General features: G+C 62.2%; 22 protein-coding genes and 1 tRNA gene. 6 read left to right on the plus strand and 17 right to left on the minus strand.

Going from position 1 to position 26,070, the window contains the following annotated elements:
* Together NX84_RS11365 and NX84_RS11370 are read left to right on the plus strand one after the other, a co-directional pair.
* Positions 1-597, plus strand: a 597-nt coding sequence (locus NX84_RS11365) for an HNH endonuclease signature motif containing protein (protein ID WP_039676677.1), incomplete at its 5' end; no start/stop codon positions are given.
* Between the two features lie 89 nt (positions 598-686).
* Positions 687-1,232 (plus strand): DNA-3-methyladenine glycosylase, encoded by a 546-nt coding sequence (locus tag NX84_RS11370; protein ID WP_039676679.1) that lies wholly within the window; start codon positions 687-689, stop codon positions 1,230-1,232.
* A 26-nt stretch (positions 1,233-1,258) separates the two neighbouring features.
* Here NX84_RS11370 and NX84_RS11375 read toward each other — a convergent pair whose 3' ends face one another.
* Positions 1,259-1,921 carry a hypothetical protein gene (locus NX84_RS11375; RefSeq protein ID WP_126297617.1) on the minus strand — a complete coding sequence of 221 codons (663 nt, stop codon included), beginning with the start codon at positions 1,919-1,921 and terminating at the stop codon, positions 1,259-1,261.
* 62 nt (positions 1,922-1,983) lie between these two features.
* Positions 1,984-3,213: a L,D-transpeptidase gene (locus NX84_RS11380; protein ID WP_039676683.1), complete on the minus strand. Its 1,230-nt coding sequence runs from the start codon at positions 3,211-3,213 to the stop codon at positions 1,984-1,986.
* 282 nt (positions 3,214-3,495) lie between these two features.
* Here NX84_RS11380 and NX84_RS11385 point away from each other — a divergent pair.
* A tRNA-Lys gene (locus NX84_RS11385) sits at positions 3,496-3,568 on the plus strand.
* A gap of 59 nt (positions 3,569-3,627) precedes the next feature.
* Here NX84_RS11385 and NX84_RS11390 read toward each other — a convergent pair.
* The 5 genes from NX84_RS11390 to NX84_RS11410 all read right to left on the minus strand — a co-directional run bounded on the left by NX84_RS11390 (position 3,628) and on the right by NX84_RS11410 (position 7,783).
* Positions 3,628-4,128, minus strand: a complete 501-nt coding sequence (locus tag NX84_RS11390; protein ID WP_039676685.1) for a 2'-5' RNA ligase — start codon at positions 4,126-4,128, stop codon at positions 3,628-3,630.
* 11 nt (positions 4,129-4,139) lie between these two features.
* Positions 4,140-4,901, minus strand: a complete 762-nt coding sequence (locus NX84_RS11395; protein WP_039676687.1) for an ABC transporter ATP-binding protein — start codon at positions 4,899-4,901, stop codon at positions 4,140-4,142.
* Positions 4,892-6,064, minus strand: a complete 1,173-nt coding sequence (locus NX84_RS11400; RefSeq protein ID WP_231913759.1) for a FecCD family ABC transporter permease — start codon at positions 6,062-6,064, stop codon at positions 4,892-4,894. The genes NX84_RS11395 and NX84_RS11400 overlap by 10 nt, the downstream gene beginning before the upstream one ends.
* A gap of 2 nt (positions 6,065-6,066) precedes the next feature.
* Positions 6,067-7,212, minus strand: a complete 1,146-nt coding sequence (locus NX84_RS11405) for an ABC transporter substrate-binding protein (protein ID WP_231913758.1) — start codon at positions 7,210-7,212, stop codon at positions 6,067-6,069.
* A gap of 292 nt (positions 7,213-7,504) precedes the next feature.
* Positions 7,505-7,783, minus strand: a complete 279-nt coding sequence (locus tag NX84_RS11410; RefSeq protein WP_039676689.1) for a DUF3618 domain-containing protein — start codon at positions 7,781-7,783, stop codon at positions 7,505-7,507.
* A gap of 124 nt (positions 7,784-7,907) precedes the next feature.
* Between NX84_RS11410 and bcp the strand changes: the two genes are divergently transcribed.
* On the plus strand, positions 7,908-8,378 hold the full coding sequence (gene bcp, locus NX84_RS11415) for a thioredoxin-dependent thiol peroxidase (protein WP_039676691.1): 471 nt from the start codon (positions 7,908-7,910) through the stop codon (positions 8,376-8,378).
* Between the two features lie 3 nt (positions 8,379-8,381).
* Positions 8,382-9,020, plus strand: coding sequence for a TetR/AcrR family transcriptional regulator (locus NX84_RS11420; RefSeq protein WP_039676693.1), 639 nt, complete (start codon positions 8,382-8,384; stop codon positions 9,018-9,020).
* Here NX84_RS11420 and acpS read toward each other — a convergent pair.
* The 6 genes from acpS to NX84_RS13025 form a co-directional block, all read right to left on the minus strand.
* Positions 9,001-9,432 (minus strand): holo-ACP synthase AcpS, encoded by a 432-nt coding sequence (gene acpS / locus NX84_RS11425; RefSeq protein ID WP_039676695.1) that lies wholly within the window; start codon positions 9,430-9,432, stop codon positions 9,001-9,003. The two genes, NX84_RS11420 and acpS, sit on opposite strands and share 20 nt — an antisense overlap.
* Positions 9,433-9,442: 10 nt before the next feature.
* On the minus strand, positions 9,443-10,195 hold the full coding sequence (locus tag NX84_RS11430; RefSeq protein ID WP_039676697.1) for an ATP-binding cassette domain-containing protein: 753 nt from the start codon (positions 10,193-10,195) through the stop codon (positions 9,443-9,445).
* A gap of 3 nt (positions 10,196-10,198) precedes the next feature.
* On the minus strand, positions 10,199-11,263 hold the full coding sequence (locus NX84_RS11435; RefSeq protein ID WP_039676698.1) for an ABC transporter permease: 1,065 nt from the start codon (positions 11,261-11,263) through the stop codon (positions 10,199-10,201).
* Complete coding sequence (locus NX84_RS11440; protein WP_370664345.1) at positions 11,260-12,249, minus strand: substrate-binding domain-containing protein; 990 nt, start codon at positions 12,247-12,249, stop codon at positions 11,260-11,262. Before NX84_RS11440 ends, NX84_RS11435 begins: the two co-directional genes overlap by 4 nt.
* A 103-nt stretch (positions 12,250-12,352) precedes the next feature.
* Positions 12,353-21,280, minus strand: coding sequence for a type I polyketide synthase (locus NX84_RS11445; RefSeq protein WP_231913756.1), 8,928 nt, complete (start codon positions 21,278-21,280; stop codon positions 12,353-12,355).
* A 5-nt stretch (positions 21,281-21,285) separates the two neighbouring features.
* On the minus strand, positions 21,286-21,456 hold the full coding sequence (locus NX84_RS13025; protein WP_169744716.1) for a hypothetical protein: 171 nt from the start codon (positions 21,454-21,456) through the stop codon (positions 21,286-21,288).
* Between the two features lie 37 nt (positions 21,457-21,493).
* Here NX84_RS13025 and NX84_RS11450 point away from each other — a divergent pair, with 37 nt between their 5' ends.
* Entirely contained in the window at positions 21,494-22,261 is a 768-nt protein-coding gene (locus tag NX84_RS11450) for an HNH endonuclease family protein (RefSeq protein ID WP_039676701.1), read from the plus strand.
* Positions 22,262-22,324: 63 nt separating this feature from the next.
* On the opposite strand, the gene NX84_RS11455 is transcribed toward NX84_RS11450, so the two are convergent.
* The 4 genes from NX84_RS11455 to grcA2 all read right to left on the minus strand — a co-directional run bounded on the left by NX84_RS11455 (position 22,325) and on the right by grcA2 (position 26,061).
* Positions 22,325-23,527: an SPFH domain-containing protein gene (locus NX84_RS11455; protein ID WP_039676703.1), complete on the minus strand. Its 1,203-nt coding sequence runs from the start codon at positions 23,525-23,527 to the stop codon at positions 22,325-22,327.
* 157 nt (positions 23,528-23,684) lie between these two features.
* Positions 23,685-24,935: an alpha/beta fold hydrolase gene (locus NX84_RS11460; RefSeq protein ID WP_039676705.1), complete on the minus strand. Its 1,251-nt coding sequence runs from the start codon at positions 24,933-24,935 to the stop codon at positions 23,685-23,687.
* Between the two features lie 4 nt (positions 24,936-24,939).
* Complete coding sequence (pflA, locus tag NX84_RS11465; RefSeq protein ID WP_039676707.1) at positions 24,940-25,809, minus strand: pyruvate formate-lyase-activating protein; 870 nt, start codon at positions 25,807-25,809, stop codon at positions 24,940-24,942.
* Positions 25,810-26,061: an autonomous glycyl radical cofactor GrcA2 gene (grcA2, locus tag NX84_RS11470; protein WP_039676708.1), complete on the minus strand. Its 252-nt coding sequence runs from the start codon at positions 26,059-26,061 to the stop codon at positions 25,810-25,812.
* Between the last annotated feature and the right edge of the window lie 9 nt (positions 26,062-26,070).

Here is a 26,070-nt window from a genome sequence, read left to right on the forward strand (position 1 = left end):
GCCGTACATGCTCAAGTCGTAGTCACCCTGGATGAATTTGACCAAATTATTAACGGGGATGGGGAGGAAATAGAACTTAACCTCACCAACGGCGCACGCATGACCGGCGCAGACTTCTTAGCCTACAAGTTTGCTGAGATTGGCTACGCCACCATCATCCACCCTTTAGAGGGGCCTGTTAACTCTTATAGGATTCAGCGGCATGCCAGCTGGAAACAACGCATCAGCCTGGCTGCTGAATTCCAAACCTGCTCTAGGCCCGGCTGCAACAAACCCGCTGATTACTGCGAAATCCACCACCTCATCCCCTGGCAAGCCGGAGGTTTTACCAACCTCAAAAACCTCACCTTCCTGTGCGCCTACCACAACGGTATTAACGACGATGACCCCAAACACCCCACAGGCAGGGGCTACATGTTCCGGCTGAATACCGGGGTGAGCTACATCCCACCCTGGGGTGCACCGATTACCGCCATGCCCGAATACCAAGAAGCCACAGCCAGACTCGCCGCCGAACAAACAGGACAAACCACAGGCCAAGCACCCGACCCACCGCCAGGAACAAGCCAACCACCCGACCCACCGGGTGCAGGCTAATCGCCCGCACGCACGCCGAGACGATGAAACCCGCCGACCACACCACGGCCAGCGGGTGCCTCGGCGATCCCACACGTTAGACTGCAGCAATGATTGATTTCACCGCCTCCGCCGATGTTGTCGCTCCCCAACTGCTGGGCGCGGTGTTAACTCACAATGGGGTCTCCATTCGCATCACCGAGGTCGAGGCCTACCTCGGATCCAAAGATGAGGCCTCTCATACCTTTAATGGCCGCACCCCACGCAATGCTGCGATGTTCGGCCCGCCTGGCCGCCTCTATGTGTATGTGTCCTACGGCATTCATCGCAACGGCAATATTGTCTGCGCACCGGAAGGCCGCGGCGAGGGCTGCCTGCTGCGCAGCGGGGAGGTCATTAAGGGGACAGACCGCGCTTACGAGCGACGCGGAAACACCGATTTTCACAATTTGGCCCGTGGTCCCGGAAACCTAGGGAAAGCCCTCGGTTTCACCCTCGACGACAACGGGACCATCATCAACTTGAACGAACGCACCGAGGAACCCGAGTGGGTATGTGGACCGCGCATCGGGATTTCCAAAAATACAGAGGCAGCCCTGCGCTTCTGGATCCCCTTCGACAAAACTGTATCCCGGCGTCGCGGCATGCCCGCGTAAGGTATCCAGACACCAGCGCTTGGCCGCTAGCTATCAGCCAACCCCGGTCCTACAGGAACTTGGTCAATAATCGCCGCCAACTCCGACGATGCCTGCTTCATGTCTTCAACGTCTTCTGCATCGCCTTTGGAGTGCCGGAACATATAATTCAGTACGCCCACGTTTCCCACGCTGGTAGCACAGAAGAATTGCCGAAGATCCGCCGCTGGGTTCTTCGCACAGGCAAAATAGCGGCCCCCAGCTTCAAAGTCTAGTTCCTCAAAGGGAAGTACTTCTTGGCCATGTTCTTCCTGCTGGCGCTGGTAATCTTTTGCAGCGAATGTACGCAGCTCTTGCGCTGCACGTTGAGGATTCTCAGGGCACACATCGTAGATGTCCCCTTCCTCGTAATAGAAGCTATCGACTGAGAACTGATAAAGATCGGCTTGATAAAAGCGGCTCCAACCGCGATCCGCAATGGCGTCGTACGCGGGGTCATGCTGAAGCCCGGCAAATTCCTCCGGCATCGCCTCCAGAAACGTTTGCAGGCTCACCTCAGTACTGCAAGCTGCAGAATCACCCGTTTCGCCCGTTGGCGGCACTGTACTGTCGCGTTCCCCTTCAGCTTGCTGCGCATCCTCTGTCGTACACGCCGCAAACAAAAAAGACACCATCACCAAAGGAAGGACAACGAATTTCAGCCTAGACATGTGATCACCCATACGACGTCGAAAGGATTATGGTGCAACCCTAACCTTTGCATCGAGTTGAGCTATTGATTCGCGGTAGCGTTCCCCGCAGACCAGGTGGCCCAATCCATGTTCCAGTCCCCCAAACCATCAAGCGGGCTGAGCACCCCGCCGCCAGTGTTGGAGACCCTGACCACGTCACCGCGTTTGACGGTGTTCTGGAACCACTGGGCGTCCTCGGTCGTGACATTGATACAGCCATGAGACTGGTTGTAGCTACCCAACGCCCCCACCGCCCACGGAGCAGCATGAATGTAGATACCGGAGTAGGACATCTGCGTTGCCCATTTGACGTCGGTCTTGTATCCGCCGGCATCGAGTGCCAGGCCGAAGGTGGTGGAATCCATGGTCAGCTCCGGATACTGGTCACCGATGACATACACGCCGTTCGGGGTATCCCACTTTCCATCCGTGCCCATGGAAATCGGGATCCGGCGTAGAACCTCACCGTTTTTGAATACCGACATCATCTTGGAGTTGTTGTCCACCAACGTGACGACGCGGTCACCGATGGTGAAGTTCGTTGAGGCGTCCTCGCCGCCATAAACGCCACCGCCGAGGTTGCGGCCGTAGAGGTCGACGTCGACAGTCACGCTCGTTCCCGGCTCCCAATACTTCGCCGGGCGCCAGCGTACTTCCTGGTTATTCACCCAGTAGAAAGCACCCTCCACCGCCGGTTCAGTCTTGACCGTGATGGCCTCCTCCGCTGCCTTGCGGTCGGTGACATAATTGCCAAAGCGCACGCCAATAACCTGTCCTACGCCCACTTCAGACTCTGGGAGGGGGCTCAAGGCAACTTCAGAAACAGCCGCTGCCCGCGGCGTGGTGAAGGTAATGGTTTTGTGGTTGCCGTCTTTGTCTTTCGCATCAATGGTGTAGGTGCGGTTATAGCCCAGCACCTCGGCGTTCTTCCACGTTTTTGAATCGGAGGAAAGCTCATCCTCCACCACCTTGCCGGACTCGTTGGTCATCGTGACCTCTTTGAGCCCCGCAGTGGAGGTAACTTCAATCGGTTCAGAAGGGTCAACATCTTCTGCCCCATCCTTGAGCGAGAACTTGAGCTGCTTCGCTTTTGCGGCTGCCGACGCCGATGCTTCCGCCGCCGCGCTCTCCTGTGCCTCTTCGGCCGACATCTTTGCTGCTTCTTCTCCTGACTCTGGAGAACCAATAGTGCAGGCGGCCATCAGGGACGCGGCCGCGACGAGGCCAGTGAAAAAACCTGTGGGACGTGCCTTAGGGAATAGAGAACGCACACAAACCCCTAGATAGATGAGACGCTGATAAAGACAATGCACCCAGCCTAGTCCGCACAACCGCCGTCAAACTAGATGACCCCGCCGCCTTTAACCGTTTCGTTATCGATCCCCAGAACACGGAAGGCAGCGCCGCCAGCTATGCGTTGAGCAATGGCGTTCTAACACACTCAAAACCGCTGACAACCTGGCGATTTTACCTTTTTCAAGCCAGGGTGTTAAAGTTACATCTCGTTGCACGGCAGGCGCTGAGGAAATCAGGAGCCCGCTAAGACAACGAATGCGCCATTAGCTCAATTGGCAGAGCAACTGACTCTTAATCAGTGGGTTCGGGGTTCGATTCCCTGATGGCGCACAGTACATCCCCTTCATCAACTCAGTTGGTGGAGGGGATTTCGCGTCTTTGGGGTTACCCTAAAACACCTCAAGCTGCTCCAGCTTAGGCCGCCACCACGCGGCGGTCGTGGCGAGGAATTCCTTGTGCTCTGGCCCGGATATCTCATCGAGGGCCCGCAGGTACTCGGGCACCATGGCGCGCGGCAGGCGCAGCCCCATGGTCAGGTGGGGCGTCCAGCGCGGACCGCGTCCATCCGGGTTTGCGGCACTCACTTGGCGCGCGGCAGTCTCCAATTCATCGGTGGTTTCCAACATCCATGCCACTGTCTGTTTGCTCTTGGTGCCGAAAACAACGGTCCCTGCGCGGCGAAATACTGCAGGAATAAGCGGTGGCAACACGTCGCGGGCCAGATCCACCACAGTCTGGTCCATCGTTGGCGCAAAGGTCACCGTGATGTGCGGGCGCTGGCGCTGGAGGGGAAATCCCCGCTCCGCTAGCGCGGAAAAGACTTCCCGCACAGACTCTTCGTCCTCCGGAGTGAGGTACAACAGGAGGTTCTCAGGCGAATTGCGACTCACGCCGCCTAAGTCTAACTAACCGCCTGCAGAGCCACCACGGGGTGTCCGCGGTGCTCCACGATATCTGCCTCCACGCGATACACCTCTCGCAGAAGCTCAGGGCTCAACACATCCGCCGGGGCACCGTGAGCATGGATCTGCCCGTCCTTCAGCACAACGAGCTGGTCACACATCCGGGCTGCCAGGTTGATGTCGTGGATCGCCACGAGCGCAAGACTGCCTTCCTCCCGGGTTTTCGCCCGCACGCGGCTCAAGACAAAGAGTTGGCGGTGGAGATCGAGGGCGGAGGTGGGTTCGTCGAGAAGCATGAGGCCCGGGTGCCCCACGAGCATCTGTGCCACGGCGACGAGCTGGCGCTGACCACCAGAAAGCTCGTTGAGGTAGCGCTGCGCAATCGCGTCGAGCCCCAGGGAGTGCAGCACTTCGGCAGTGCGGGTGACTGGGTCCTCGCAGATTTCCCGGCGGGCCGCGATGAGAACGGCCTCAAATGCTCGCAACGCCGCGCTGTGCGGCAGGTCCTGCGGGACATAGCCGATGAGCTGGCGGCGCCGCTTCCCGTGCGGAGCTTTTCCATCGACGCGGAAATCTACCGTGCCGCCACGGGCGCGGTGCACGCCGGCCAACGTCGTGACGGTCGTGGTCTTGCCGGACGCATTCGGCCCCAGCAACCCCACCACCTGCCCGCCGTTCAGCGAGGGAAGGCTTAATCCATCTACCACTGTGTGCGAGCCGTACCCAGCTGACAGGTCAGAAATAGTGAGTTCTACGTCCACAATGCCCTCCTCCGGGTCATGATGATGGCGATGAAGAACGGCACTCCCAACAGCGAGGTGACAATGCCGATGGGAATGGCCACGCCGGGTTTAATGACGAGGCTGAGTGCGTGGGCGGCGCACATGACCGCCGCGCCCGCAGCCATGGACGCCGGCATGAAGTAGCGCTGGTCTTCGCCTACCAACATGCGGGCGATGTGCGGGCCGACAAGGCCGATAAACCCGATGATGCCGGCGAAGGCCACGGTGGTGGCCGCGACAAGCGAGACCACAATAAGCACAATGATGCGCAGGCGGGAGGTGTTGATGCCGAGGGCGGTGGCGCGGGCGTCGCCAAGCCGCAGCGCCGTAAGCCGCCACGAGAGTGCACCCAAGATGGGCAACGCCACCGCCAGCACACCTGCCAGAACGGCGTTGGCCTGCCACGTGGCGCGGGTCAGCGAACCCATGGACCAGAAGACGATTTGCTGGAGGGCCTCGCTGGAGGAGCGGTACTGAATGAGCGCCAACATGGCTTGGAAGAAGAAGACGAGGCCGATGCCAAGCAGCACCATCGTCTCCGACTTGGCGCCACGAAGAACTGCGGCGACAACGATGATGGCAGTGGCGATGGCTGCAGACAGCCACGCGATAAGCGCGAGGTTGAACTGTGGCTGGGCCAGCAGCTGCCAGCGCAGAACGATGGCGCTGGCCCCGCCGAAGGCTGCGGCAGCGGAGATGCCGAGGGTAAAAGGCTCGGCTAGAGGGTTGTCCAGGATGGTCTGCATGTGCGCGCCGGCCACAGACAGGCTGGCCCCGATGAGCAGGGCCATGACCGCCATGGGTAGGCGCAGGTGCCAGAGGACGGTTCGCGTTTGCTTGTCGGTACCTGCCGGGTCCACCAGCCCCCGCAGTACCTCACCCGGAGTGAGGTCGATAGCACCAACGATGACGCTGAGCAGAAAGGCAGCGAGAGCGACGGTGGCGAGGGCAAGAACGATGGCGATGCGGCGGCGAGTAACGCGAGCGTGCTCCCGCACGAGTGCCGCGGCGGCCGCCGCTGGGTCCGGCGCAAGGTGTGAAGCAGTGCTCTGGGTAGGGCTCGAATCTGGGTTCGGCGCGGAGTCAGTGCGCGTGACGTGCTGGGCGCTGACTGGGCGCGCAGTAGATGTAGTCATGCTCATGATTAGTTAGTGCTGAAGAAGGTTCCGTCGCCGGAGACGGGCGAGTATTTCTCTTGGGCGTCGGCCCATTCTCGCTGCACGTGGATGTCGGCGTAGTCCTCCGGGTGGAGCCAGGCAGCGATCTGGAGAAGTGCCAGGTAGTTGAAAGGCGAATTGTAGAACTGGTGCCACAAGCCGTGGAGTTTGTGTTCCTTCACGGCGGTGAGATCAGGGAAGCCGGGTTGGACGTCGGCAAGCATGGCGGCGCTGTCGTGCGCGTCCTTCTCGCTGATGCCGTACCCTACAGCAGCGAAGCCGGTGTGGCCCGTGGAACTATCAACCTTGGCGGACCAGTCGCCGCCGGTAGCGATGATCATGTCCGGATCGGCGTCGATGACCTTTTCGGGGGTGAGGGCGCCGGACTCACCATCAATGAGGCCATCAGCCACGTTCTTTCCGCCGGCAACGTTGACTAGCTGGGAGATGTTGGAGTCATTCCAGGAGCCGCAGCAGTCCGACACACCTGCCGCGCGCCACACGAAGGTGGATGGCTTGTCTTTAGCCTTCGCTGCGCGTTCTTTCACTAGGTCAACGTTCTTCTGCCAGTCCGCGATGAATTCCTCGGCGCGATCCTCGTGGCCAAAGATATCGGCGAAGATTTCCATGGTGGGGACGGTGTTCTCCAGCGGCTTGGCGCGGAAGTCGGTGACGGCGTAGGTGAGTCCAGCCTGGTCCAGTTTGTCGGTAAGTCCTGCGGTTTGGGAGGCCTCGTATTGGTCTTTGGAGAGAACAATAAGGTCTGGGTCGAGCTTGATGAGTTCCTCCACGGTGACATCACCCTTGGTAAAGCCCCCGATTTCGGGCAGCTCATTCACCTTGGGGACGGTCTTTTCCAGCTCGCGGTAGTAGTCGGGCACGTTCTGCTTGAGATCCGAGCCGATGGCTACGACCTTGTCGAGTGGGTCCTCGGCGTTAAGGACGCCGGTGGCGAATACGGCGCGCCCCTCGCCCAGGATGACGCGCTCTGGCTCCTGGTCTAGCTCCACGTGGCGGCCGGCTAGGTCCGTGAAACTCACGGCAGCGGTGCCGTCAGCAGATGCGGACTGCGTAGCGTCCTCGGCTGTTGTTCCGGCGGCGCAGCCTGCCACGGTACTGGCTAGTGCTGCCACTAGGGCGAAGGTTCCTACCGCTCGCGATCGTGCTGTCAGCTGCTGTGTGGGGCGTAGTACCACTGTTGTTCCTCGAACTTTCATCATCGTGTGCGGAACCCACGTAAGGGAGGCGCACTCCAATCAGGACGAGTTCATATTACACAATCAGGTTAGGCTACCCAAAATCAATATAGGGTAGGCTACACTTTCCCTGGGGTTGTGGAGTATAAAAAGACCCTGCCGTGGAGGTGTCCACGACAGGGGTTCTCGCGCGTGCGCCGTCGGCGCAGCATCCGTGAAGGGAGGGCGCTTAGCGGCGCTCAGCCAGCAGGCGCTGCAGCTCCTTAATGTCGGACTTGCGGCGCTTGGAGCGGAAGACGGAGAAAGCGATGAGTCCTACGACGGCAGCTCCGACGCCAGCGAGTGCCATCTGCACGTTGCGGTCCTGCAGCTTCTGGGTGGCAGCCCCCTTGGCGTCGTCCACGAAGTTCTGCGGCTTGCTGCGGTAAGCCAGCTCATCCAAGGTGCTAGCCAGCTGACGGCGGGTGCGCTCGATGTCGCGCTGGATATCATCAATGTTGCGTGCCACGGGAAATCTCCTGAGATTTTGACTGTGTTTTTGTTCTAACGTCGACATTCTACATTGACCCCAGCGTTGCCCGCATGTCTACTCGCGGGGAGGGTAGGGCCGCGATCACGGTAGGGTGGGTGCCATGACTGAAGCACAACGACTGTCTGTAGGAGACACCGCACCAGCCTTTTCCTTGAGCGACGATGCCGGCAACACTGTGAGACTGAGCGACTTTGCCGGCCAGCGCGTCGTGGTCTACTTCTACCCGCGTGCCAATACCCCTGGCTGCACCAAGGAGGCCTGCGATTTCCGCGATAGCCTCGAGCAGCTCAACGGAATGAATATCGCCGTCGTGGGCATTTCCCCCGACAAGCCGGAGGCCCTGGCAAAGTTCCGTGAGGACCACGAGCTAAACTTCCCCCTTCTGTCTGACCCCACCAAGGAAGTCATGACCGCTTATGGCGCTTTCGGGGAGAAGAAGAACTACGGCAAGGTTGTCCAAGGCGTTATCCGTTCTACCTTCCTCGTGGAGGAAGACGGCACCATTGGTCAGGCCATGTACAACGTGAAGGCCACTGGCCACGTTGCCCGCGTGCTTAAGGGGCTCAACTAGACCGTGGAATCCAGCTCAAAGTCACCGGAGATACTGGTCCCGAGGCGTCGGCCAGCGCAAGCGAGCAGCCGCGCCAAATATGACCGGATTTTGTCCTGCGCGCGTGAGACGCTCGTGGACCATGGCTTTGAGTCTTTTACCTTCGACGAGGTCTCGCGCCGCGCGGAGGTACCCATTGGCACGTTGTACCAATACTTTGCCAACAAGTATGTGCTGATTTGCGAGCTTGACCGCCAAGATACCGCGGAGATGTTGGCGGAAGTCGAGCGTTTCTCGCATCGCGTTCCAGCACTTCAGTGGCCGGACTTTCTCGAGGAATTCATCGACCGCATGGCGCGGGTGTGGCGCAATGACCCCTCGCGCCGCGCGGTGTGGCATGCCGTGCAATCCACGCCGGCGACTCGTGCCACGGCCGCCGACACGGAGCTTAGCCTGCTCAAGCCCATCGCGGAGATCATCAAACCTCTCGCCCCCGACATGGACGATGCCGCCCGGATAGAAATCGCGGCCTTCCTCGTCCACACGGTGGTGTCCTTGCTCAACTACAGCATCATGCGCGCTGAGGACAGCGTCGACGGCGTGGTGGAAGAAATTAAGCGCATGCTCATCGCTTATCTCTTCGCTATCGCGACTGGCGGCTAAGAATGACCGTGGCGGTGGCATAGTCGCCGTCATGGCTGATGGAGAGCGCTGTGGTGTACTCCCCCAAGGAGTCGTGGGCTTGGCGGGCCGCCTCCCCGCGCAGTGCTAGGGCCACGCGGCCCCAGGCGTCGGGGTGAACCTCAATCTCTGCCCAGTCTACGGATTCCTCTGCCATGACCGGCGGGCGCCCGTAGAGCGCCTGGGACCATGCCTTGATGAAGGCTTCCTTGGCGGCCCAGCGCCCAGCCAGGTGCTGCGCGCGGGCCTGCCCATCCAACCCTCGGGACTGCGCCACGCGCAGCTCGAAGGCACTAAAGACCCGCTCAAAACTCGTGCCCGGGGTATCCAGCTGCTGAGCAAAGGAGGGAATGTGCACTAGGTCGGTGCCCACGCTCACGCCGCTTACTGTCATGCGGGTCAGCTTAGCGCGCCAGCTCCTGCTTGAGCTCCTCCAGCTCATCGCCGCCGGCCATCCACTGGGTCAGCTCGGGAAGGGTAACGTCCGCCTTGGCGGCATCTAAGGACATCTCTCCAACGGTCAGGACCACGAAATGGTCGCCCACCAAATAAGCGTGCTGCGGATTGTGGGTAATGAACACCACGCCCATGCCGCGCTCGCGGGCAGCGTTAATGAATCGCAGTACCATGCCGGACTGCTTCACGCCGAGCGCGGCCGTGGGCTCGTCCAGGATGATGTAGCGCGCGCCGAAATAGATGGCACGCGCGATGGCGACCACCTGACGCTGGCCGCCGGAGAGTGCGGAGAGTTCCACGGAGACGTCGCCAAGCACAATGCCCATCTCAGCCAGCTGGTCATGCGTAATACGCTTCATCTCTTCCTCCCGCAGACGCCCCAGCGCCCCCGTGAGCTCCTGCCCCAGGAAGAAGTTGCGCCACACCGACAGCGAGGGCACCAAGGCCAAATCCTGGTACACGGTGGCGATACCGGCATCGAGGGAATCGCGCGGGCTATCGAAACGAACCTCGTCCCCATCGACAGTGATGGTGCCACCGGTGGGCTGGTTGAGGCCCGCAAGAATCTTGATCAGCGTGGATTTGCCCGCGCCGTTGTCTCCTAAAACGCAGGTCACCGCACCTTCCTGCACGGTAAGGTTGATGCCGCGCAGGGCGTGGAAGTTGCCGAAGGTTTGGGAAATATCGTGCAGCTCAATCATGGTTTATCGCCTCTTGGTGAAGTTGGCTACCGACGTATTCGTCAGCACAGCAAAAAGCAGCATGGCGCCGAGGAAGAACTTGAACCAGTCCGGGTTCCAGCCCGCATACACGATGCCCTGATTGGTCATGCCGAAGATGAGCGCGCCGATGGCGGTGCCCACCGCGGTACCGCGCCCGCCGGTCATGGAACAGCCACCAATAACGGCGGCAATGATGTAGAGGAACTCGTTACCAATGCCCTGGCCTGCCTGGATGGAATCAAAAGCGAAGAGCGTATGCATACCGACGAACCACGCGGCAAAACCGACGAACATAAACAGCGCCACCTTGACGCGGCGCACGGGAACGCCTACGGCACGGGCGGCAGCATCGTCGCCACCGACGGCGAAGATCCAGTTTCCCCAGCGTGTTTTGTACAGCACCCACGAGGCAATCGCCACGAAAAGGATCCACCACAGGACCGTGGCACGGATACTCAGCGAGCCCACGTGGAGGGTGCCAGCGAACACCACGCGTGCGGAGGGAAATCCTTCCATATCCGCGATGGTGGGCGTGGCCACCTGACCAGTGACTAGCTTGGTGATGGCGAGGTTAAGGCCCTGCAGCATGAGGAAGGCCGCCAAGGTAATGAGGAAGGAATCAATCTTGGTGCGCGTGACCAACAGGCCGTTGAGTGCACCGATGGCCAGCGCGGTGAGCAAGGACAACCCCACACCTACCCAGGAGTTGAGGTGGAAATTGTAATTGAGCATCGTGGCCACGAGCGCCGCAGAAGTCACGGCCACACCGGAAGACAGGTCGAACTCGTTACCAATCATGAGCAGGCCCACCGCGAGGGCCACAATGCCCAGCGTAGAGCTGGCATACAACACCGTGGAGAACGCCTCCAGGGAACGGAAAGCGGGGGCGACAATCATGAACAGGGCAAAGATGACCACCGCGCCGAGCAGGCTGGCTAGCTCTGGGCGGCGTACAAGACGGGAGAATCCGCTGCGCTGGGTCAGGCGGGTATCGCCTGTGCTTGCCGACGCCTCCTCGTCTCCCCTCACCGGCACCGCCTGGCTCATCGCAGGCCCTCCTTTGCCGACTCAGAAATGATGTCCACATTGGTGGAATCCACGAAGGACGGGCCGGTGTAGACTGGGCGTCCGCCGCCCAGAGTGGATCCGTTGCGGTGCGCTAGCCACAGGGCGTCGACAGCGAGGTAGCCCTGCATGTAGGGCTGCTGGTCCACGGCCCATTGGACTGTGCCGTCCGCGATGGCGTCGACAAGCTCGGCGTTGGTGTCGAAGGTGGCCACCTTCGCATCAGAACCAGCATCCGCCACCGCGGCGGTCGAGCGCATGGCCACCGACGCCTGCAGGGCCATGACCCAGTCGATGGATTTATCCTGTGCCAGCTTGGCGTTGATGGTGGACTGCGCAGCGGTGAGGTCCTTGCCGTTGACGTAGAGGATCTCCACCTTTCCGCCGGCCATTCCTTCCTTCAGGCCCGCGCAGCGCGCCTCCTGGGAGGAGTTGCCCTGCTCGTGGATGACGCACAGCGCATGTTTGGCGCCATCGTCCTTGAGACGCTCGCCAGCCTTGGTGCCCGCGACCTTTTCCTCTTGGCCGAAGAAAGCACTCATGCCGTACTTCTGGTAGTCATCCATGCCGGCATTCAGCCCCACGGTGGGGATCCCAGCGTCGGCTGCCTTCTTAGCCACAGGGCCAATAGCGCCCGCATTCGGCATGGTCACGGCGATGCCGTCCACTCCCGAGTCGATGGCGGATTGCACCAGGTTGGCCTGGTTGGGAGCCTCCGGGTCTGAGGAATAGCGCAGCTCAATGTTGTCCTTGCGCGCGGCATCCTCCGCGCCCTTGCGCACGAGGTCCCAGTACGTGTCACCCGGCGCGCCGTGGGAGACCATGGCGACAACGAGACGTTCGGTATCGACGCCTCCGGCTAGTTCGCCGTCGGCGCTGGGGCGGGGTGCGCCGCCGGTGGCGGAGCACCCCCCAATCGTGGCGGCGAGGGCAACAGTAATAACACCAAGTAAAGGTTTTGTGCTGATTTTCACCCTTGCATGGTGCCCCAGCCCACACCTCGGGTTCAACCCATCTGACCTGCTTCTTTATCGTTTCAGACGGCGCACGCTGGGGGTATCCGGCGGCTTTTTACCCCCGCTCAGCGTCGGGCTCGAGTACGCCATGACGCATTCGCGCGTCTTCACTGAGCAACACGGCAGCCTCGCGTTCCTTAACCTCCGCGGCGTGTCCATCGCCCAGGTTGCGATCGACCGGCCTCTGGTACAGCGCCGAGCCGCCCCGCATGGCTTCCTCGAGGCGGCGCAAACCAGAGCGTTCTCGCGCTTCGGCTCTGTCGCGCCATGCCCGTGCATAGTCCTCGCCGTGTTCAGCTACGAGTGCCGTCACGAAGGCCTCTGGGTGCACCACCGCAATGAGCGCGGAGACATGGCCAAAGCCCAAGGACGTCACCAGCCCCGCTTTGGGTGGGGTCCGGCGCAGGTCCAGCGGCTGGCGCAGCCACACGAGGTGCTCGTGCCGGCGCAAATCAGGGTCCACGCAGTCCAGCGAACGGTTCGGCGGAACGATACCTCCGCGCAGCACCTGGCAGAGTCCGATGAGCTGGAAGGCCGCAGCTCCGCCCTTGGCGTGGCCAGTCAGGGTCTTTTGTGAAATAACGTAGAGCGGGTTCCCGTCGCTGCGCCCGAGGGCACGCGCGATGCGCTCGTGGAGGTCGGACTCGTTAGGGTCATTAGCACTCGTGGAGGTGTCGTGCTTGGACACCACCGCGATGTCGTCTGGCGCCACACCGAGTTCCTGCAAAGACTGCGCGAGGCGCGAGTCTGTTCCCCCGCGCGCGGCAGACAGCGCCCCGAGGCCCGGCGCGGGGATGGAGGTGTGCGCGCCGTCGGCGAAGGACTCGGTAAAGCCCACCACGCCGAGGACCGGCAGGCCCAGCTCCGCGGCTAAACTTCCGCGCGCAAGCAGCAGCGTGCCGCCACCTTCAGACTCGACAAAACCGCCGCGGCGGCGGTCGTTGGCCCGGGAGAAGAAGCGGTGCTCGATGCCCTTGGCCTCCATTTCTGAGCTATCGGCAGTAGCCGCCATGTCGCCGAAGCCAGTGATCCCCTCGACGGAGAGTGCATCAATCCCACCGGCGACGACGAAATCTGCCTTATGAAGGCGCAGCTTGTCCACGGCTTCCTCGACGGACACCGCCGCCGTTGCGCATGCCGACACTGGATGCACCATCTGGCCGTAGCCGCCGACGTAAGACTGCATCACGTGCGCGGCAATGACGTTGGGCAGGGCTTCCTGCAAGATGTCGTGCTGGCGAGGATGGGCCAGGAGCTTATCAACGTACAACGAACGCAACGCCTCCTGCCCCGCCATACCGGTTCCCTGGGTAGAGCTCACTCGCGCCGGGTGGACGTGGGCAAGCAGCTCGGCAGGGCTAAAGCCGGCGGCAAGGAACGCCTCGACGGTGCACACAAGGTTCCATAGCGCCAGGCGGTCCACGCTATCCAGCATGTCCGCCGGGATGCCGTAGACAGCGGGATCGAAGCCTTCCGGAATCTGTCCACCCACGAATCGCGTCATGGCTACGCGCCGCGGCACGCGTACAGCGGACCCGGCAGGGCGGGTCACCTGCCATTCGGCCTCACCGCCAGGGCTCGTGAGCACTCGCCGCATCGTTGCGCCCTTGCAGCTATCCACGAAGGACTGTGCGGTGGCTTCATCTTCTACGGCGAAGGTGAGCGGTTTCTCCAGATAGATGGTAGTAAGCTCAGGGGCAAGGTTGTCCACCATGGGCAGGTGCGGGCCGAAGTCATCGTGGAAGCGGCGCACACCGATGCCGGCAAGGACCTCATCGTGGAAGCGGTCGTAGATATCTTCCTCTGCGATTTCTTCGCCCTCCGGCGTGGTCCACGCTGCCGAAGTGTCATCCCATGTCACGAGGCCGCGGCTCCACGCCAGCTCCAGAACGCCTGCGGCAGAGAGATCTCCGCCGACTTCCGCCTCGAAGCGCGTGCGCGAAGTGCCCAGCGGGCCCAACTCCCCTGCTCCGACGATGACGACCATCTCTTCCAAGGACTGGGTAACCCCATCGAAGCGGGGTGTTGTCGAGTCCAGTGGCGCAAGCACATTCGGCAGAGCCTTGACGGTGCGCGGCGCTGGGCTAGGGGACTTGGTGGGGGTCGGGGGGACGTCGCCAAGCGCGGCGTCGCGAGCAAGCGCAGCGAAGTCCAGGTCGGCCCCAGCCAAACCGCCTGTGAAGTCCATAGCCACCGGCGCTTCGGCAGTCTGGATAAGTATGTCCTCGTTCGCGGCGTTATCCACAAGGCGCATCGCCATGTCCTTCGCCGAGAAAGTGCTCACGCCGCGGGCCTCAACCTGCTCGACGAGTGGATCGTTGCCTGCCATGAGCCCCGTGCCGCGCACCCAACCAATGAGCGCGTGGACCAGCGAGGTTCGCGCGCCCCAGGTGTTCTGCTCGGAGTACCAGCGCTGCACCAGGGCATCGAACGCTGCCTTGGCCTCGCCATAAGCGCCGTCGCCACCAAAGCGCCCGCGGTTGGGTGAACCTGGAAGCACCACGTGCAGGCGATGCCCCAGGTGGGTATCCGCACCCAGCGCAGACAGGCCCGCGATGAGCTTTTCTACCGACCACAACAGCAGGCGCATCTGCGCTTCTGATTCAGGACCCGCCTCCGCCACAGTGCCGCTTACGCGTGGGGCGGCGAAGGGGAAGAGCAGGTCCGGCACGAAGGCCGGCTTGCGCAGCTCGGTCTTTCCGCCCACGGTGTCCGTCTGTTCTGTGCCGATCCACTCCACCAGCGCGTCGATGTCGGCGAAGGAGTTAAGGTTGGCCGGGACTACCCACAGCGCTGCTGTGCCAACGGCGCGGGTGCGGTACAGCTCCTTGAAAAACTCCAGGCGTTCCTGGGTAAGCTGCGAGGTCGTTGCAATGACGGTGGCGCCTTCGACGAGCAACTCCGAGATGATCTCCGCACCAATCGAGCCCGGCGAGCCACCTGTTACCACGGCCACCTGCCCGGAGTGGAGCAGGAATTCACCGGGTACCTCAGCATCCACCGCTTGGTGGTGATAGCCCAGGTAGTCAGCCATACGCGCGACCTCCGCGCCAGCCCCCAGGACATCAAGGCGCGGATCTTCTACGCCCGCCGCCGCAGCGCGGACAAGGCCCTCGCGGGCATAAGCCCAGCAATCATCAAACAGGACGGCCTTCTTCGCGTCGAAGGCCGGCGCTACGCGCTGCGCCCAGTCCGGGCCAAGCTCCGCAGCCACAAGGTTGGCGAGGTGCTCGTCGTGCACCGTCTCCTCACCATGCTCAGAGTCGTCACCGTGCGCGGCGTCCTCACGGCCGAGGGCTTCCAGCAGCGTGCGGGCGGAATCCTCGAGTGCGGATTCGAGCCGCTCCGTATACGCAGCCAGCGCCGCTGGATCCACGGTGGAGGCAGCGCTCGCGTGCGACACCCGGGCCACCGTGACGCCGGCGCGGGTTGTGGCGGCTATAAGGGAGGCGTCGATAAGCTCATCCAGCCCCTTTACGGTGGTAGCAGCGGTGACGGGAAGTGTAGCCAGCTCCCCGCCGCGCAGGGACGCGCCCTCCCGGCTGCCCACCACGAGCTCCGCCAGTGTGTGGTCGACCCAGCCCGGTCCCAGCCCCCACTCATTGTTCACACGCTCGGCAATATATCCCGGCTTCTTTCCCGCCGGTCCGGTCACGCGGCGCACGGCCTGCGCCACCTGCTCGGTGAGCACTGGACCGAAAGCGTGATAGCCCGGCGCGCGCTGCGCCACGGTCTGCGCCAGCTCGCTCACCGGCATATCCGCCGCACCATCGATGGCGGCGATGCCGAACTCTACGCCTAGGTCCAACAGCAGCTGGTTGCGGCGGGAGGATACGCCCTCCACCAAACCTTCAATCGTATCGGTGGCCGCAATCTGATCGGGACGCACCTTCGTCCACAGGGCAATGAGCATCTCAACCGCCTGCTGTGTGTTCAACGGCTGGTCAGGAACCTCTTCGATCACGGCAGCCGGAGTAGCAGTATCGGCACTCGCCGGCTCATCGGCCGCGAGCTGTGGTGTGGGCTGTGGCGGCTGAGAAGGCTCGTCTTTCGGCACGGTCTCCCGCACTGGTGCCGGCTCTGCGTCCTCGGCGAAGACCCGGGCATGGTCGCGCTCGGTGTTGAGGACCTCGACCTTCACGCCGTCGTACTCCGGCAAGCTAAGAGTCTGCCCCATCATGTTGGCCACGGTGGGAGCGTGCCCCACCCCAACCTCGACGAAGCGCTCAACACCCAAGCCATGAAGCCCGGCCGCAGTCTTCGCATGACGCGGGGTCAGCAGCAGGTCCTGCGTTTCAATCCAACGCACCGGGGAGGCAAACTGCCAGGCCAGCAGCTCCACCAGCAGTGTGCGGCCAAGCCTCTGCGGGTGCGCCGCGGCTGCTGCAAAGTCCTCCAGGATGGCCGTAATACGTGGCGAATCAACGACCAATGCGATGGCCTCCACAAAGTCACGGTCCACGGCGAAAGGCCGGGCAACGAGGTTGGGCACATAGCGCCCCACCAGCACATCCAGGTCGATATCCTGCGGGATGAGCTCATCCAGGTGGACGCGGAAGTCATCCACCCCGTCCACTAAGCGTGAGGAGTGGAAAGGCACATCAATGCCCGGGATAGGAACGAAGGCATGTTGGCCAGGCGCCCAGTGCTCGGCGTTTTCCTCGATGGCAATAAGGCCATCCACCGTGCCGGCAATGGCGTACTGGCGCCCGGCCACGTTGTAATTGACCACCTCGAGAAACTCCCCGGTGACCTCAATAGTTTCGGCGATGTAGTCCGTAACATCATCGGCGCGCATCCCCATCTTGTGGGGCCTTAGCGCGCCCAGCCCGTAGCGCGAATAGCCCTCGGCGTCACGCTCCACAAGCCGGTCCATGGTGAGGCCGCGCACGTAGACGATCTCCAACACGGCCTCGAGGGAAAGTACCTCGGCGTAGGCAGCCAGCGCGTTGTACTCGCCTACGGAATGCCCGCCAAAGGCCGCCGTTTTATCCAGAACCCCGGCTTCTTTCAACGCAGCAATCTGCGCGCAGCCCAGCGTGGCCATTGCTACCTGCGTGAACTGGGTAAGGTACAGGACACCATCGGGATGGGAATACGTCGTGCCACGCACGACCACGATGTCCGGGTTATTCCGCACGATCTCCAGAATGGAAAATCCCAGGTGCTGCCTCGTGTGCGCATCGGCGCGCTCCCACACCGCGCGGGCCGCGGGCGAAATCCCGTACTCCTGCATCCCCATCCCCGGAGCCTGGATTCCTTGTCCGGGGAAGGCATAAAACGTGCGTGGTGTGCTCATCGTGGCGCGTGCCTCCAGCACCACCACGCCGTCACTGGACGCGGTCACGGAGCGGACCTCGCCGTGGCCGCTGCGCTTATCGACGCCCACCCGGTCCACCACCAGCTCCACCTCACTGCCCGGGTGTACCGGCGCGAGCATGGTCGCGGACCACTGCAGGACTCGGGCCCCGTCGAAGGCGGCAGCAGTCTGCGCCAGCACTGACGTCCACATGCCATGCACAATAGGGCCATCGTCTAGCCCCGCCAGTGCTGCGGCATTCGCAGACACGTGAATGGGGTTATGGTCCCCTGTCACCACAGCGAAAGGACGCATGGAGTCAGGCGCCATAACGGTGAGGCGGTGACGGAAAGACCGCGGGGTCTCCCGAACGAACTCCGAGAGGCCGTAAGCGGCGTCGTCTGCGTCTGGCGCAACACGAGTGCCGGTGCGTCCCGGGATGAGGAAACGTTCGCGCAGCCGGGCGAGGTTGCCGTCGTGCTCAATGTTCACCGCGACCTCGACCACGCGGCCTGAGACCGTATCCCACACGCCACGCAAACTCGCGATGGCCTGCATCTGTAGGGGATCCGCGCTCGGCGCGGCCGTGGCGGCGAGAAGCCCCGCGGCCTCGTCGGCCAGTTCCAGCGAATGCTCAAGGTGGACAAGGTTGAGCAGGCCCTCAACCACGGGTTCCCCCACCGCAGCATGCTCGCCGGCCGCACCCTGAACGCCGTCCGTGCGGGCATCTGCGATGACGGCAAAAATAGCTGGCCAAGCAGTACCTACCAAGACGTCGGGCACGACTGGAGAATCGGCGCTACCGCCACTGGTCACAGAGAGATAGTTCGCGATGTCTGCCGCATCGAGCGTGGCCGTGACCGTGGCGCTGCCCTGGTCTACCTCCGGCAGTGTTCGCCCAGCAGCCACGCGGGCTAGCTCCCGCATAGCGGAAGCCGCATCCTCGGCGCTGACGACGGGCGAAGCTCCCGGCACACGCGGTGCAGCGACGCGCACGCGCAGCACAGCGTCAGCGTCCACACCGCCGTGAGCACCACCACCAGCACTGAGGCCTAAAGGAACGGTAAACCAGAAATCCGCGAAGTCGGTGCTTACCGGTTCAAGGGTCGCGCCGGGCACATCGAGGCGTAGTGGATTCGCCTGCTCGCGGCCAGCCCAATTGAGGCAGGGAGCCCGGCGGATGAGTTCCTCAGCGCTGGGCACAGGAGCATCCAGGTGTGGACTGGGAGCTGCTGAAAGCAGGTCGATGGTGGCCTGTTCGAAGCGCTTGAGCAACTGCGCAACCGGTTCGTTGGCGTATTCAATGCCCTCGACGCCTGCTGTACCTGGGATGATGCAGACACTGTCGGCATCGAAGTGCTCGTCATGGGCCTGCCACAAGGAATCCTGGCGGAAGCGGCGGCGCACGGAAGCATCGATAATCGGCACAAACCCCGGTGGCTTACCGGGGCCGTCGACAAGGAACACGAACCACGCAGCATCCGTCGGGTGGAGGGCAGCGTCGCCATAAAGCTCAACAAGCTCGTCAATAGCGGCCGCAGGGTCGGTGGCATCGACCGTGACCTGCAGGGCTATCTCACCGTGGTCGACCTCATGCAGGCGGGCTTCAGTACGCGCCACCATGTGCTCGAAGCGAGTGCACCACGATTCATCCGCCCAGCCGTCGTGGAAGGACAACTCCACATAACGTCGCAGCCACTCGGCGTAGCTCATGGCGTCGAGGTCCCCAAAGTAGGGCTTACACGTCTTTGCTAGGGCAGCACTGATCTCTTCGCGGTGAGCATCCACTAGCTCCTCATCACCCGCGACTGCATCGAGCAATCGCCCGGCATGGGCGAAGGAATTATCCAGCTCATGGATGCTAGCGCCGAGGTCGGAACGGCCCGAAGTGACATCGTCTTCCGTGGCAGCAACGAGTGCCTGCTTCACCGACGCCGACGCCGTGGACTCGGCGGTGGCCATGGCGGCGGTGCCGATCATGATGGCGTCGACAGGCGCTGCGGGCAGGCCACGACGCCGCGACCACTCGCCGGTGAGGTACTCCGCGCCCTGCGCTGGGGTGGCGATGCCGCCGCCGACGGCAAGCAGAACGTTGGGGTGCCGGCGGATATCGTCATAGGTGGCGGCGAGCAGTTCGTCGAGGTCCTCGGCGGAGTGGTGGCCGCCTGCTTGTCCGCCTTCTACCTGCATAATGAGCGGAGTGGGAACGGTACGGGCGATGGCCAGCACCTGTTTGATCTGTTCCACTGTGCCGGGTTTGAAAGCTACCCACGGGATGTTCTCCGCGTGGAGGCGCCGTACTAGGTCACTTGCTTCCTCGTGCGGCGGGATGCCGGCAGAAATGACCACGCCGTTGAGCGGCGACCCCGCGGCCCGTGCCCGGGGAATGGCACGCTGGCCTTCAATCTGGCGCCGCCACTGTGAAGCAGATAAGTACAGAGCATTGAACTGGGCGTTAACACCCGGCGCGAGAAGGCGTGCGAGTCTCTCCAGGTTCTCGTTCAGAATGTCCTCGGTGTGCTGGCCGCCGCCGGCAAGCTCCGCCCAGTGCCCAGCATTGGCAGCCGCGGCAACGATTGCCGGATCCACCGTGGTTGGTGTCATGCCGGGCAGCATAACCGGGGAGTAACCTGTCGTTTCAGTAAAACGTGTGGAGAGGCGTCCGCCAACCAGACGTGGCGCGAAATCGGACCAGGCTGCCGGCACGGCAGAGGCACGGCCGGGCTCGAAGAGCTGCGCTTGTCCCTCAACGGTACCCACGGCTAGGGTTCCCACGCCACGTCCGGCCACCGCCTCTCGGGTTAGCGGCTCAACGCCGCGGGTGGGTCCTATCTCCAGAATCCAGCGCGCGCCGGCGGCAACCGCCTCGTCTACACGGGCAGGCCAGTCAACGGTATCTGTCAGCACCGCGCGGGCAAGCTCGCCGGCAAAGACAGAATCGAGTTCGAGGTCGGCGGCCCAGCGCTCCACCTGCTCCACGGCAGGGGCTAGGGCCGGATGGTGGAAGGCGGCATCAACATCAAGGTCCGTGAAGGTCACCTGTTCATCTGCCATGCTGCGACGCACGCGGGCAAGCTCCTCCGGGGTGCCTACGATGACGCTGCGTTCGCGGCCGTTGATGAGACCGATATGGGCACCCAGCTCGTGGAGTTGTTCCTGTGTAGCTCCCTCAACTACCACCATGGGCGCTCCCTGCGCAGTGCGTACGAGCCCGTGGATGCGGGCAGTCGTCGTCAACGCAGCACCAATGAGCCGGGCTATGGCGAGTGCCTCGCCTGGAGTCGCGCGACCAGACGTCACGGTGGCGGCGAGCACGCCTTGGGAATGACCAAGGCTGAGCACCGCATCAGATGGATCCAGGCCCTGCGCACGCACAGACTCCAGGACTGCGAGCTGAGCGCACAGGATACCCGGAGTGGACACAGCGGGGGTGGATAGCGCAAACCCAGATTCTGCCTCCGCCCACGTTAGTGGTGCGAAGCCGTGCGGGGAGGTGGGAAGGAGGGCGTCGCTGAGCGGAGCGAGTATCTCTTCCGCGTCGGCGAGATAGGTCGCAAGCTGCGGCCGCACCCCCGCAGCGAGTGCCTCCCGGAGAGTAGGCAACCAGGCAAAACCTTGGCCGGAAAAGGACAGCGCATAAGGTGCCGCGCTAACTCCCGGCGCAGCGATGTTAGGAATATCCACGCGCGCTATTCCCCCAACACACGCGCTACGCGTTGCGCCGCTTCCTCAAGGGAGGGCTGCGTTTGGGGCTTGGGCAGGCCGCAAAAGACCTGGCAGGCGTGGTCCGGAACGACCTCGGCCGAGCGGGACAGGCCGCGCTCTGCGAGGTACTCGTCAAAGAACATATCGATACTCATACCGACATCAGATTCTACCCACTAGGATCAATGCGTCATGGCCTCTCGCACCCCCTTCTTTCTCGCTGCTCTACTCAACGTCCTCGTTGTTGCATTGGTGGTGTGCGGCCTCCTGCTTCCCTCCCCTGCCGAGCACCCAGACACTGCGCAGGGCAACGCGCCCTCATCAACGCGCGAAGAGCCCACGAGCACTCCTAAGGAGGACAGTCCCGAGGTTGACGCAGACAGACGCGAGGTGGCTGAAGCCTTGGCCGCGCTGGAATCCTTGGAAGTCAAAGGCCGCGCGCCGATGACGGATTACGATCGCGCGCAGTTTGGGCAGGCGTGGTCCGACGATGTCACCGTCGAGTTTGGCCATAATGGCTGCGATACTCGCAACGATATCCTGCGCCGTGACCTGGACAATCTTGTCATCAAAGAGGGCACCTTTGACTGTGTAGCGATGTCCGGCATGTTGCATGACCCGTACTCCGGGCAGGTCATCGACTTTCAGCGTGGGGCGGGGACATCCGAGGCGGTGCAGATTGACCACGTTGTCGCGCTGGCCGACGCCTGGCAGAAAGGTGCCCAGCAATGGTCGCCCGAGCAGCGCCGCAATTTTGCTAATGATCCACGCAATCTTCTCGCCGTCGACGGGCCGCTTAACCAGCAAAAAGGCGCCGGCGATGCCGCCACGTGGCTGCCGCCTCATAAGGCCTTCCGCTGTGAGTATGCACAGCGCATCGTTGACGTGAAGGCGGCGTATGGCGTGTGGGTAACCGAAGCAGAGAAAGAAGCACTCAGCCGCCTGCTGCAGGAGTGCTAAAGACAGGAGAAGGGCCTTCCCCGGTATGTCGGGAAGGCCCTTCACCGTTGCTACGGGCAGTGTTTAGTGGCCGTTGTTGTTCTGGTTGAGCTGATTGCGCAGCTGGTTGAAGTAATCACGCGCGGACTGCGGCTGGGCATTGCCCTGCGGAGGCGTAGGGAAGCCCGGCATGTTACCGAAGCCCTGCTGTTGCGCATTCTGGACATGTTCTTGGGCCTGCTGTTGAGCGCGCTTAGCCTGTTCCATGACTTCAGCGTCACGGCTGGCACGCTCGTCACGCTCACGGCGCTCCTTCTCCTCGCGGCGGCGACGTGCAGCAGCTGCATCTTCGCGGCTGTGCTTTGCTTCGCCGGCCGGCACCTTTGGCTTCGGAGCGGAATTAATGGCGTCGGTCGACAGGAGCGTGTCGCGCATACCGCTGAAGAGGTCCTGCATGCCGCCCGGGTTAGACGGCATGTAGAGCACGTTGGTGTGGGCGCGGTCCGCCACGTCCACCATGGCGTCGAGGTACTGGGAGACCAGCATGAGGGTCTCTGGGTTCTCCTCCACACCGGCAGCGCGCAGCAGCTCGTACTGCTGGGCAATACCTTCGACAATTTCCTTACGCTGGTCAGCCACACCGCGACCCTGCAGCTTCTTGGCCTCAGCCGCACCTTCCGCTTCCTTAACCACGCGGATCTTCTCAGCCTCTGCCTGGGCCACGGCAGCCTCGCGCTCTCGCTGTGCGGCGTTAATGGAGTTCATGGACTCACGCACGCGGGCATCCGGGCGAATATCGGTGACAAGGGTGTTGACGAAGTTCCAACCGTAGGCCGCCATGTTGTCGCGCAAAGACATCGCCACGTTGCGGGCAATGGTGTCCTTGGAAGAGAAGGAATCATCCAGGTTCATGTTCGCCACAGAGGAGCGAACGTTGTCCTGCACATAAGCCACAATCTGCTGCTCATGGTTGGACAAGGTGTAGAAGGCCTGACGCTCGCTGCCTTGGACCACCTCATACTGCACGGCCACAGGAATCTGGACGAAGACGTTGTCCTTGGTCTTGGTCTCCACCATGACATCCAGCTGGCGAATCTGCAGGCTGATCTTGGCGCGGACGCGGTCAACCAACGGCACCTTGAGGTGCAAGCCCGCGTGGGCAACGTTGACGAACTTACCCATACGCTCAATGATGGCAGCTTCCTTCGTACGCACGATGAAGAAGCCATCGAAGGCGAGGGCGGCGAGAAGCAGGACTATCACGCCAAAGACAATGAGGGGACCCATGGATTAGCCTTTCTAGGATCAGTTCACTTTTCACAACTATTTTGCCATAACGTGACACCTGCCACGAGGCTGCGTGGAGCACTCCCCAGCAATCGTTGCTCACTAGTAATACGCCTGCGCCCCGAGTGCCCCAGCCACTCCTCCCAAGCGTTCGTCCTTAGCGCTCGTCGGCCAATCGGAAGAGCTCGCCCAGAATCCCCGAACCGTCCTCAGCAATCCCGTTGTGCTGGAAGCGATTAGTTACCATCGGACGCAGGTCACGGTAGGTCTCCCCCGTTTCCATGGAATCCTCGAAGGGGACGAAGATGTCGTCGAGGTAGATGGCGGCAGCGGCTACCAGGGGGACGTCGGCAAGCACTGCGGCATCGTACGGGGAGCTGGTCCACTCATGTGCAGCCAGCTCCTCCGCGCCTTCTTTGAAGGGGCGCAACGCTGGGTCCTCGTCGAATTGCCAGGGGAAGATGTGTTCGCCGGTAAGGTACGTGCCGTCCTCGGCAAACTCGGGAAACTCCTCGCGGATGCGGTGCGCCGCCCAGCCTGTAACGGCTTGGTCGCCGACGCCACCGTAGATGGATTCATGAATCGCCGCGTACAGTGGGCCGGCCTGGAAGCTCACGTGCTGCCCGACGTTGTTGAGGAAGTCCGAACGCAAGCGCTTTTCACCATTCATGGTGCGGAACGGTTCCTCCAGCAGGTAAGCCAGTGAATCGAAGCCGGTGCCACGGCCCAATTCAATACCGATGGTGCGGAAGCGGCGCGCAGACAGGCGCTCACCCGTGGGCAGGAGTTCTTCCGAGTTGTCCAGGTGGTGGATAATCTCTTTGATCCGTTCTTGGGCCCACGGAAACTGCGCGGTGAAGCGCTCATGGCGGACTTTGAGCTTGGCAAAGGTCGTGCGGTAGAGGTCATCCGCCCCCTTGGTCAAGGTGGGCAAGCCACCCGTGAGGAAAGCACGACCGATGGACTGTGGGAACATCGAGGCATAGGCGGTGATGATGAAGCCGCCGAAGGATTGGCCAAAGAGATCCCAGGACTCCTCCCCCAGGTGCTCACGCAGGCGTTCGGCATCGCGCACAATGTTTTCCTGCCGCAGCTGCGCCAAGCGCTGCGCCGTGCGGTCCTCAGCCGGGCTAAGTTCATCGATGCGGTGGCTGCGCCCAGTGCCACGCTGATCCATGAGGATCCAGCGGTAACGCTCCAGACCCTTCCCGATGAGCCCGGTAGCGCCAACCGGCCGCGGAGACGGGAAACCCGGCCCGCCCTGGTTATAGAGCAGTGCCGGGTAGTTCTCACCGCCCGGTGGGATGATCTCGCGCGCGTAGAGTTCGAAAGAACCGGCGGCGGGATTGTCATAATCCCAGGGGACGGTAAGGATGTGTTCCTTGATGGTGTGGCCGAAGCGTTTCATGCTTCTAGTAGACCACGAAACCCTCCTTACGGAACGCATCTCGGACAGATTCAACGTCTTCCGGTTTAGGCGGCTTGGTGTCCTCCAAAGTGTAGGGCATGTTGAGCTCGCGCCACTTATCTGCGCCCATGTTGTGGAAAGGCAGCACCTCGACTCGCTCGACGTTGCTCTTCCAACGGGAGGCAATCTTGACCACGTTGGCGACATTCTCCGGGGAATCCGTCAGGCCAGGAACGAGCACGAAGCGAATCCACACCGGCTTGCCCATCTCATTGAGACGGTCACCGAAGTCGATGGTGGGCTGCAGCTCACGGCGCGTGACTTCCTTGTAAGTCTCCTCGTCACCAGCCTTGACATCCAAGAGAACGAGGTCAATGTTGTCCAAGTCCTCATCGCGCAGGCGTGCGCCCAAGTATCCGGACGTGTCAATCGTCGTATGGATACCCGCGTCGTGGACCTCCTTGAGCAAGCGGCGGGCAAAAGCAATCTGGAACAGCGCCTCGCCGCCAGACATGGTCAGTCCGCCCCCGGAGGCGGTAAAGACTGGCTTATAGCGCTTAATGCGCTTGACCACGTCTTCGATGCGCTCCAGAGTGCCGACCTTCATTTCCATCGTGTCAGGGTTGTGGCAGTACTGGCAGCGCAGCGGGCATCCCGACATGAACAAGGTCATGCGGGTTCCAGGGCCGTCAACGGAGGTCACCAATTCCCAGGAGTGGACGAGAGCAACGTCGCCAGAACGGCGTGCCTGCATCAACTCTGGACGGCTGAAGTCGTCGAGGTCGTTTTCTGTGCCCAAACCGGCGGCGGCGCCGCGCACCTTGTCACCCTCTTCAGGGGACAGGTGGACGACGCCGGTAATGCCATCTGCCATTTAGGAGCCCTGGTGGAAGGTACGGGAGATGACGTCGAGCTGCTGCTCGCGGGTCAGCTTGACGAAGTTCACTGCGTAGCCAGACACGCGGACGGTGAGGTTCGGGTACTTCTCCGGGTGCTCAACAGCGTCCTCCAGGGTGGACTTGTCCAGGACGTTGATGTTGGCGTGGTACAGGCCCGAGTCCATGTTGTTGGCGGTGCGGTTTGCCTTCATGGTTGCGAGACGCTCGTCGAAAGTTGGGGTAGCCATGATGTTTTC

It is taken from the genome of Corynebacterium minutissimum (assembly GCF_000805675.1).
Taxonomy (GTDB): Bacteria; Actinomycetota; Actinomycetes; order Mycobacteriales; family Mycobacteriaceae; genus Corynebacterium; species Corynebacterium minutissimum.